At 66.6% G+C, this 9987-nt stretch carries 6 protein-coding genes and 3 tRNA genes; 6 read left to right on the plus strand and 3 right to left on the minus strand.

Annotated features, from left to right (window positions below):
* Positions 1-115: 115 nt before the first annotated feature.
* The 3 genes from AC5P74_RS13030 to AC5P74_RS13040 form a co-directional block, all read right to left on the minus strand.
* A complete protein-coding gene (locus tag AC5P74_RS13030) occupies positions 116-1339 on the minus strand; it encodes an EAL domain-containing response regulator (protein WP_053499343.1) in 1224 nt (407 codons plus the stop codon).
* Positions 1336-4107 carry a response regulator gene (locus tag AC5P74_RS13035; RefSeq protein WP_346607987.1) on the minus strand — a complete coding sequence of 924 codons (2772 nt, stop codon included), beginning with the start codon at positions 4105-4107 and terminating at the stop codon, positions 1336-1338. Before AC5P74_RS13035 ends, AC5P74_RS13030 begins: the two co-directional genes overlap by 4 nt.
* 162 nt (positions 4108-4269) lie before the next feature.
* Complete coding sequence (locus tag AC5P74_RS13040) at positions 4270-7008, minus strand: TonB-dependent receptor plug domain-containing protein (protein ID WP_235642914.1); 2739 nt, start codon at positions 7006-7008, stop codon at positions 4270-4272.
* Between the two features lie 170 nt (positions 7009-7178).
* Between AC5P74_RS13040 and AC5P74_RS13045 the strand changes: the two genes are divergently transcribed.
* From AC5P74_RS13045 to AC5P74_RS13070, 6 genes are all read left to right on the plus strand, one after another.
* Positions 7179-8198, plus strand: coding sequence for a cyanophycinase (locus tag AC5P74_RS13045; protein WP_053499349.1), 1020 nt, complete (start codon positions 7179-7181; stop codon positions 8196-8198).
* 105 nt (positions 8199-8303) lie between these two features.
* Positions 8304-9320: an isoaspartyl peptidase/L-asparaginase family protein gene (locus AC5P74_RS13050; protein WP_053499351.1), complete on the plus strand. Its 1017-nt coding sequence runs from the start codon at positions 8304-8306 to the stop codon at positions 9318-9320.
* A 137-nt stretch (positions 9321-9457) separates the two neighbouring features.
* Positions 9458-9543 (plus strand) — tRNA-Tyr (locus AC5P74_RS13055).
* A 24-nt stretch (positions 9544-9567) separates the two neighbouring features.
* Positions 9568-9641: transfer RNA gene (locus tag AC5P74_RS13060), tRNA-Gly, on the plus strand.
* Between the two features lie 49 nt (positions 9642-9690).
* Positions 9691-9766, plus strand: a tRNA-Thr gene (locus AC5P74_RS13065).
* Between the two features lie 41 nt (positions 9767-9807).
* Positions 9808-9987 (plus strand): GTP-binding protein (locus AC5P74_RS13070; RefSeq protein ID WP_227843741.1); only part of this gene is annotated, 180 nt, incomplete at its 3' end.

The following is a 9987-nucleotide window of genomic DNA, read 5'->3' on the forward strand; positions in this document are numbered from 1 at the left end:
TCTCAGGGCAGGGGGCGGACATCGGCACCGGTGGCGGCGCAACGTCCACCGCTACTGCACAGACAGGATCGTCAATGCCGCTTGATGATTTTGTGAAGCCGTCGTGCAGTCCGCGTCAGCGCAGGGCAGCCTGCGGTCTTTCGTCCAGTTGCGGTGCTTCTTCGTCCAGCAAGCGGGTGAACGCGTCGGACGGCAGCGCCTGCGAGATCAAGAACCCCTGCACCTGGCTGCACCCCAGCTGCCGCAGGGCGGCCAGGTCGGCATCACTTTCCACGCCTTCGGCCACGATGGTCAGGCCCAGCTGGTTGGCCAGTGCGATCACCGTCGACAGGGTCAGGTGCAGGGCCGGGTCACGGGCGCAGCCACTGACCAGCGCGCGGTCGATCTTGACCTCGGTGAAGGGGGTATTGACCAGGTTGTGGACCGAGCTCAGGCCCTGCCCGAAATCATCCTGGGCCAGGCCGAAGCCCTTCATGCGCAGCCGGCAGGCACCGGCATAGAAGTCGCTGACGTGCCGCGTGGTGCTGTTCTCCATCAGTTCGAAACACAACTCGCCGGGCGTCCCGCCGTGGGCCAGGGTCAGCGCCAGCAGCTCATCGGGCAGGTCCGACTGCTCCAGCAGATGAGGCGGCAGGTTGATCGACACCGGTACCCGGAAGCCTTGCTTGCGCCAATGCGCCTGTGCGCTGATGCTGGCCTTGAGCATCATCCGCAGCAGGTCGCCCTCCAGCCCGTGGCGGCAGATCGCCGGCAGGAAGCTGCCGGCAGCCAGCGTGCCCAGCTGCGGGTGGCGCCAGCGCACCAGTGCTTCGGCCGCCACCACCCGTCCGGACTGCAGTGACTTCTTGGGTTGGAACCATGCCGTCAGGCTGCCATCGGCCATCGCCTGGCGCAGCTGCGACGCATCCGCTTCGGGGACTGCCGCCGACGCGCGAGAAGGAGCCTTGCCGGTGGCCGGGCGCGCCTGCGCCAGCGCCTCGAACAGCGCGTCCACGTCGGCGGCCGCCACCGGCTTGGACAGCAGGCCGATCACATCCAGCCCCAGCGATTCGGCCATCAGCCGTGCCGAGGTCATCATCCGCCGCGGGGCCGCGCTGACCACGGCCAGGCGCGGCGGGCGTGGTTGCGCCGCCAGTGCCTGGATGAACTGGATGCCGTCCTGCCCGGGCATCAGCAGGTCACTGACCACCAGGTCGTAGGGCTGGCAGGCACACAGTGCGATGGCGGCATCCACGTCTTCGCAGGCATCGACCTGGATACCGGCGCGGCTGCCGAACAGATTGGCCAGGAAACCACGCTGGAAGGGCTGGTCTTCCAGGATCAGGACGCGCTGGGTCATGCGGGGTCTCCTTGGCGCAGGGTGGTGAGCGCCTTGCGCAGGCGGGCGATGTCGACGGGTTTGCTGAGGTAGCCCTGCATGCCACTGGCCAGGCAGCGCTCGCGCTCTTCGGCGGTGGCATTGGCGGTGGCGCCGATCACCGGTACCGGGTTGCCGTCATCGCGCAGCTGGCGGGCCAGCGCGTGGCCGTCCATGCGCGGCATGTTGATGTCGGTCACCACCAGATCGAAGCACTGCTCGCGGCACCGCTGCAGCGCTTCCATGCCATCCTGTGCCAGCTCCACGTCGCAGCCGAGGGTGCGCAGCTGCTCGGCCAGGATCACCCGGTTGATCGGGTTGTCCTCGACGGCCAGCACGCGCAGGCCCAGAGGCATCGGTGGTGCCGTGCGCGTGGCCTCCGGCTGCGTCGCGCGCTGCTGCTGCACGCTGGCCAGCGCCTTGCCGATCGCGGTCATGCCGTGCAGGGTCACCACCAGGCTGCCGTCGGCGGCAGTGATCGGCTGGTCACCGCCCTCGATCGATGCCACCACGCGCGGGCCCGACCAGGCCAGCGGCATCCCGGCTTCGCCATCCATCAGGATCGCGCCGTCATGGTCCAGCAACGCCGGGTCACCAAGCAGGGGCTGCGCGTTGGCGCCCCAGCGACACAGCCAGCCACAGGCACTGTCGACCAGCTCGCGGTCGCGGCCGCGCACCAGGATCGGTGGTTCCGGCAGCAGTGTGGGGCCATCCTCGGCAGCGGCCAGCACCGGCAACGGCAGGCGGACGCTGAAGCTGCTGCCCAGCCCGGGTTCGCTCACCACCTGCAGCTCGCCGCTCATCAGGCGTACCAGGCGGTCGCTGATGGACAGGCCCAGGCCGGTGCCCTGCGCGCTGGCTGCGCCGCGGACCTGGCGGAACGGTTCGAACAACCGCGCCTGTTCCTCCGCAGCGATGCCCACGCCGGTATCGGTCACCTGCCATGCCAGCACGCTCGATTCACCTTCGCGCTGCACCTGGCGCACGCGCAATACCACCCGGCCATGCTCGGTGAACTTGATCGCGTTGCTGAGCAGGTTGCCCAGCACCTGGCGGATGCGGTCGGCATCACCGAGCACCCGTGTCGGCAGGCGCGGATCGGTACAGACCAGGATCTGCAGGCCCTTGCAGGTGGCCGACGCGGCGAAGCTGCGCAGCACGCTCTCGGTCAGCTCGCGCGGCGAGAACGCCGTCGGCTCCAGGCTGAGCTGTCCTGACTCGATCTTGGAAACATCCAGCACATCGCTGATCAACTGCAGCAGGACCGACGAGGAACTCTCGATGGTGCGCAGGTACTGCGACTGCCGGGCGTCCAGCGAGGTGTGCCCCAGCAGCTCCAGCGTGCCCAGCACGCCATACAGCGGGGTGCGGATCTCATGGCTCATGGTGGCCAGGAACGCGCTCTTGGCCTGGTTGGCCGCATCGGCGGCCTGGCGTGCCGACGACAGTGCGGCCTGTGCCTGGCGGTGCCGGGAAATATCATGGAAGACGCATAGCAGCACGTCATCGCCCTGGTAGCGGCAGGCCGCGTGCAGCACTTGCAGCTGGCGCCCATCGCGGGCGGTGAATTCAAGTCCACGCCCGCGTTCGCCGGCATGTCCGCGCCATGGTGCCTGCCAGTCGCTGTGTTCGCCTTCTTCGCCGAGCCAGTCGCGCAGCAGCTGGTTGGAGAGCAGCAGCGCGCGGTCGCTGCGGCGCAGGACGCAGATGCCGACCGGCGCCATGTCGATCACCGTCGAACTGAAGTCCAGGTTCTCCAGCAGGCGGCGGTGCTGCTGCAGGGCCGGCTGGATCAGCTGGAGGTCAACGCGATGCCGTAGCAGGCGCAGCGCAACACCGGCCAGCAGCAGCAACAGCACGCAGACCAGCAGGGGCACGGCCAGGTCGCCCAGCAGCAGCTGCGGCGGCAGGTGGTAGACCAACCGCCAGCCGTCATTGCCGACACTTTTCACCAGCGCTACGCCGCGCGGCAGGCCACCGCTCCACAACGTGCCGAAGCTGTCGTCCTGGCGCTCCCGCAGGGTCTTCCAGCCCGCACCATCCAGCCGCGGTGCCTGGCTGGACAATGCAGGCTGCCCCGCACGGTCGAGCAACGCGTAACCGCCAATGCCCTGGCCGTCGATCATGCTCGCCGCCGCCGCGCCATCGAGCAGCAGCACCAGCCACTGCGCCGGTTGGGGGCCCGCCTGTACCGGCTGCGCCAGCGCAACGCCACTGTCACCGGGCCGCAGCCAGTACACCGGGTCTGCACCCTCGAGGCTGCCGCTGCGTGCCTGCAGCGCACGCAGCGATGGCAGGTGCACCAGGTCGACGTCGACCTCGCCCCCGGCCAGCCAGTGCGCGCCGCGTGCATCGATCAGCAGCAGGTGCGTCTGCAGTGCCTGCAGCGTGTGCTCGGCGCGCGCTGACAGCAGCAGCCGCTGGCCCGGCTGGCCACCGGGACCATCCAGCGGCAGCTGGCGCACGCCCTCGCTGTCTGCGGCCGGTGCATCCGGGTTGCCGGCCAGTACCAAATCCCCCAGGTAGCGCAGCAGGGCTTCGCGCTGGTCGAAATAGATCTGTGCCTTGTAGGCCGCTGCATTCATCTCGCGGCGATGGGTCGAGATGTCTTCGGTGAATGCCGTGAGCAGGTAGAACCCGGCCGCGGCGGCCAGGCAGATGAAGACGCAGACGGTCAGGCAGCGCAGCAACACCGACGCGGTGGTCGATGGCACGGCCTGCTGCAGCGAAGGGCGGGGAAAGCGGAACATGCAACGATGCTAGGGAGCGGCGCTGATGGCGCGGAATCAGCTGTTTCCTAAAATCCCCCGCTGGCCGGTCAGGCCGGAGCCTGCGCGTGGGTACCGTTCAGGCGGCGGAAAAGAGAACCCCCGCCGAAGCGGGGGTCTCCTGTATCGGCGCTGGCCAGGCACTTACAGTGCGCTGCCACCGAACTTGTGGGTGTACTGCAGGTTGATCGTGCGGCCGACGCTGTCGAACCAGGACACGTCGTAGTACGGGTAAGCGGTGTAGGTACGGTCCTTCGGCGGCATCTTGTTGAACACATTGACCACCGACAGCGACAGGCGCGAGTGGTCGTCGAGGCGGTACTGCAGCGAGGCGTTGTAGCGATAGGTCGCCTTCACGTACGGGCTGTCGCCGCTGTCCCAGTCGAACACCTGGTCGTAGCTGTCCGAGGTCGGCAGCTTGCCCAGGCGCGAGCCGTACACCGTTGCCGACCACGCATCCTTCTCCCAGGTCACGCTCAGGCTGGTCTTGGTGCGCGGAATGTCGAAGCCACTGTTGACCGCGAACTGGTCTTCGGTGCGGTCGCCGGGGTAGCGCTGGAAATCATGCTTCTTCACCCAGGTGTGCGTGCCGTTGAAGATGAAATCGCCGATGCCCGTCTGCAGGCGATAACGCAGGCCGGCGTCGATGCCGGAGGTGGATTCGCGGGCGACGTTGATCGGCTCCACGCGCACGCCATACAGGCGCCCGTCGTTGCTGCGGGTGATGCGGGCGAGCGCGTCCACGCAGGTCGGCGAATTGATGTCGGCGCTGCCCAGGCGGCAGTTTGCTTCGTTGGCCAGGAGCGTGCGCACGTCCATGTCCTGCACCTGGTTGCGCATATCGATGTCAAACCAGTCCACCGACAGGTCCAGGCCGATCGCCGGTGACCAGACGAAGCCGGCGCTCCACGAGGTGCTGGTTTCCGGGTCGAGCTGGCGGTTGCCTGTGCGGCTGCGGATCAGGTTGCGCTCGTAATCGGAACAGTCGCTGGCCTCCTCGAGGCGGCAGGTGTACAGATCCTCGGCGCTGGTCTCGTCGTTGCCCGGTCCGGCAAACACATAGTGCAGGTCCGGTGCACGGAATGCGGTGCCGTAGGAGCCGCGCACCAGCAGGGTATCGATCGGGCGCCATTCCAGGCCGCCGCTCCAGGTCGCCTTGCCGATGCTGTGTCCGGAATAGCGGTACTGGTCGTAGCGGCCCGCCACGCTCAGGTTGACCGTGTCGTGCAGCGGCATGCGCAGCTCCGCAGCCGTCGCCCAGCGGTTGCGCGAACCCTTGCCGTCCGAATCCTTCCAGCTGTAGTAGTAGTACCCGGTCGCCAGCGGATCGGGGTTCAGAGAATAGGCCTGCTGGCCCACTTCCACGGTCGCGGCAAACCCGGCATCGCCACCGGGCAGTGCGAACAGTGCTGCGTTGGTCAGGGTGAAGGCGGCGGTTTCCGTGCGCGACTTCGGAGTGTAGGTGGTACGCGCGGCGATCGAGTCGTACTCGGCGCGGGTCAGTGGACGGTACAGGCGTGACGGATCGGCGTTGTAGACCGGGAAACCGTCGTCATCCACGCCCAGCTGCGGGCCGAGGAACAGGTCATTGGCCTTGGCGGCAATGATCTGTGCCCAGCTGATGCGCGACTGGTACTGCGAATGGCTCAACGCCGCTTCGTAATCCCAGTTGCCAATCAGGTTGCCCTTGAAGCCGGTGGTCACGCTGAAGGTCTTCTGAGTGCTGCGCACCATGGCGTTGCGCAGGCCGCCCATTTCCTCGGGCGAGAACTGGCGCTGCCAGAACTCGATCTCGCCAGTGGCTTCGTTGTTGAAGTAGCCCGACTCATCACCGTTGGCATCCATGCGGCCCCACTGGGTGACGTCGCGCATCAGCGACATCGTGTGGTAGCCGAGCTGCACGTCGGCGAACCACTGCTGGCCATTGTCGAAGTCGTAGCTCAGCGACGCGTAGCCGTTGGCGCCGCGGCGCTTGCTGAGGATGGTGCCGTAGCCGATCGAGCTGTCGCTGCCGCAGTAGTAGCCGTACTTCGGGCGGTAGGCACGATAGGTGCTGCCCTGGTTCTGGCCGGACAGCGCTTCGCAGGTGGCGGCGCCCGGGTCCAGGTAGTCATCGTTGTAGTCGGTGCGCAGATAGGCACGGCGCGCGATGCGCGAACCCTCGGTGGGGCCATCCCGGGTCGAGTCCTGGATGTCACGGTCATAGGCCCACAGCGGGGTCTGCGACTGCAGCTCGACGCTGTACACGGCGTTGAAGTTGCCACGGCTGAAACCGCTGGCCAGGCTCATGTCGAACGACTCGCCGCCGCCTTCGCTGGTGGTGCCCATGCGCATGTCGATCGTGGTGCCGTCGGCCTTCTTCTTCAGGATGAAGTTGACCACGCCGGCGATCGCGTCCGAGCCGTAGATGGCCGAGGCGCTGCCGGTCAGTACTTCGATGCGCTCGATCATGCCCAGCGGGATGTTGGAGACATCGGTGAAGTTGCTGCGGCCCTTGAACGGCATCGGGAAATCGGCAATACGCCGACCATTGACCAGCACCAGCGTGTGGTTCGGGCCCAGGCCGCGCAGATCCACCTGCTGGGCGCCCGGCGAGAAGTCGGCGCCACTGGAAGACTGCTGGCTCTGCGTCTCACCGCCGTTCTGGGTCATTGCACGCAGCACGTCCGGCACGCTGGTGAAGCCACTGGAGCGGATCTGCTCGGCATTGATCACCGTGATCGGAGCGGGGCCTTCCACCTGGGCGCGCGGAATGCGCGAGCCGGTGACCTGCACCGCGTCCAGTTGTTGCACCGAAGAGGAAGCCGGTGCCTGGGCCGCCGCAGAAGCAGCCACGCCCATCAACGCCAGCTGGATCGACCACGCCATCGCCTGTCTACGCATGAGGAATTCTCGGAAATGAAGCCGGCCCGCAGAGGAGGGGCCCTGTCCCCCATTCAGACTTCCGGAATGGGCGCGCGCATTTAACGCCTTTTTCATGTCCTTGACTACTGGGCCCCCATCTGGCAAAGAGTGAAAACGCTTGCAAGTCGATTTTGTTCAGGGAGATCAAGATGCGACGCCTCGACCGGACCCTGCCTGGCCCCTTCGCCTGGCTGGCGCTGCTGGTGCTGGCCTGGCCATTGGCCACGCCCGCACAGGACCTGCAGGGCCCCGGCTTCGCCTATTACGAAATCGGCGATCTGGAATCCCCGCGTCCCGGTCCGCGCGCGCCCGCCATGATGCTGATGGGCGGTGGCGAGTGGGTGCCGGAGGCCTTCCAGTGGTGGCTGAAGCAGGCCGGCAATGGCCGTGTGCTGATTCTGCGCGCCTCCGGTGGCGACGAACTGCAGGACCGCCTGTACCGCGAGATCGGCGGCACCACCGCAGTGCAGACCCTGGTCTTCGACAGCCGCCGCGGTGCCGATGATCCGGCGGTGCTGCGCGTGGTCGCCGCGGCCGATGCCATCTTCATTGCCGGCGGCGACCAGTCCCGCTATATCCGCTTCTGGAAGGGCACCGCACTCAACCGTGCACTCAACGCCCATGTGCGCGCCGGCAAGCCGATTGCCGGTACCAGCGCTGGCCTGGCCATCCTCGGCGGCTATGCCTATGGCGCCATGGATGGCGGCAGCATCACCTCGGCCGGTGCGCTGGCCGACCCGATGGGCAGTGCCGTGACCCTGGACAGCGGCTTCCTGCAGATGCCCTACCTGCAGCGCGTGGTCACCGACACCCATTTCGACAAGCGTGACCGGCTCGGTCGCCTGATCGTGTTCGTGGCACGTGCCGCCCAGGACAGCGGCGACCCTGACATCGTCGGCATCGGCGTCGATGAGGACACCGCCCTGTGCGTTGAGCCCGATGGCCGGGCCCAGGTCTACAGCGCAGATGGCGAAGGCAAGGTCTGGGTGGTCAGCCCCGGCCGCGACGCCGACCGCCTGGTGGAGGGCGAGCCGCTGCGCTTCCATGCGGTGCCGGTGACGGTGGTCGCCAGCGGCAGCCGCATGCGGCTGGATGATTTCCAGGCCGAGGCCGATTACCAGGCCGTGGCCGACGTCAGCGACGGCGAGATTGAGTTCACGCTTCGGTAGTACCGGCCGCTGGCCGGCAACCCACCTTCCTGATGCGACCGGTGCCGGCCAGCGGCCGGCACTACCGGTGCAATCCTTTCACTACACCTGCTGGAGATGTACCCGATGAAACTGCGCCTGGTGCTGTCCGCGCTGCTGTCCCTGCCGTTGCTTGCCCAGGCCGCCCCGGCCGCCTCGCCGTTGCTGGTCATCCACGGCGGCGCCGGTGTCGAGCGCAAGGACCTGTCGCCGGCTGAAGAGAAGGCTGCGCGCGACGCGTTGCGCGCGGCGCTGCTGAAGGGCCACGCCGAACTGGCGGCCGGTCGCCCGGCGCTTGCAGCCGTCACTGCGGCAATCACCGTGCTGGAGGACGATCCGACCTTCAACGCCGGCAAGGGCGCGGTGTTCACCCATGACGGCCACAACGAACTGGATGCCGCAGTGATGGATGGCGCCACCCTGGCTGCAGGTGCGGTGGCCGGCGTGCAGCGGGTGCGCAACCCGATCCTGCTGGCCCAGGCCGTGATGCAGAAGTCCAGGCACGTGATGATGGTCGGGCAGGGTGCCGAGGCATTCGCGGTGGAGCAGGGCATCGGCCTTGTCGATCCATCCTACTTCCGTACCGACAAGCGCTGGCAGCAACTGCAGCGCGCATTGAAGGAAGAGGCCAGTGGCCAGGCGCACGCCGACCTGGAGACCGCAAGGCACTTCGGCACGGTGGGCGCGGTTGCCCTGGATGCGCAGGGGCAGCTTGCCGCCGGCACCTCCACCGGTGGCATGACCAACAAGCGCTATGGCCGTGTGGGTGATTCGCCGATCATCGGCGCCGGTACCTGGGCCGACGCGGGCTGCGCGGTATCGGGCACCGGCTGGGGCGAGTACTACATCCGGACTGCGGCCGCGCACGAGATCTGTGCGCGCATGCGCTACCAGCGGCAGACGCCGGAGCAGGCCGGCAGGGGCGTGATCAACGAGATGATTCCGAAGATGGGCGGCGACGGCGGCGCGATCGTGCTTGCCGCAGACGGAAAAATGGCCATGCCGTTCAACACCCAGGGCATGTATCGGGGCTGGATCGGCGCCGATGGCGTCCCCCATGTCGCAATTTTCGCCAGCGAGACCCTGCCGGTCCCTGAGCAATAACCTTGCGTATCAATGGGTTTGCGACAACGTGTGAAAAAGATGGAAAAAAGCGTTGACAGCCCCCCGCCTGATCAGCAGAATAAGCGGCTCACCACCACACACCGCAACGCTTCGGCGGCAACGGGTTGGGGTGGTAAGGAGGGATACCCAAGCGGCCAACGGGGGCAGACTGTAAATCTGCTGGCTTACGCCTTCGGTGGTTCGAATCCACCTCCCTCCACCAGTTTCACGTTGTGACATTCCCGGCGCGGGAGTAGTTCAATGGTAGAACCTCAGCCTTCCAAGCTGATGGTGCGGGTTCGATTCCCGTCTCCCGCTCCATTGAATGAACTTTGAATATTATCGAGTTCATGTCATAATGCAAAACTCGGCTCACGTAGCTCAGTCGGTAGAGCACTTCCTTGGTAAGGAAGAGGTCGAAGGTTCGATTCCTTTCGTGAGCACCATCTTAAGCATCACCTCTCAGACGAATTCGAGATAAGCAGCCATGGCCAAGGGTAAGTTCGAGCGCACCAAGCCGCACGTCAACGTCGGCACCATCGGTCACGTCGACCACGGCAAGACCACGCTGACCGCCGCACTGACCAAGATCGGTGCCGAGCGCTTCGGTGGCGAGTTCAAGGACTACTCCTCGATCGACGCCGCGCCGGAAGAAAAGGCGCGTGGC

This window comes from Stenotrophomonas sp. YJH_SMC_94-11, from assembly GCF_059370435.1.

Bases quoted from the DNA above. Each gene is read 5' to 3' on its own strand.
- AC5P74_RS13030 (WP_053499343.1), bottom strand. From the start codon at position 1,339: ATGACCCAGCGCGTCCTGATCCTGGAAGACCAGCCCTTCCAGCGTGGT.
- AC5P74_RS13035 (WP_346607987.1), bottom strand. From the start codon at position 4,107: ATGTTCCGCTTTCCCCGCCCTTCGCTGCAGCAGGCCGTGCCATCGACC.
- AC5P74_RS13040 (WP_235642914.1), bottom strand. From the start codon at position 7,008: ATGCGTAGACAGGCGATGGCGTGGTCGATCCAGCTGGCGTTGATGGGC.
- AC5P74_RS13045 (WP_053499349.1), top strand. From the start codon at position 7,179: ATGCGACGCCTCGACCGGACCCTGCCTGGCCCCTTCGCCTGGCTGGCG.
- AC5P74_RS13050 (WP_053499351.1), top strand. From the start codon at position 8,304: ATGAAACTGCGCCTGGTGCTGTCCGCGCTGCTGTCCCTGCCGTTGCTT.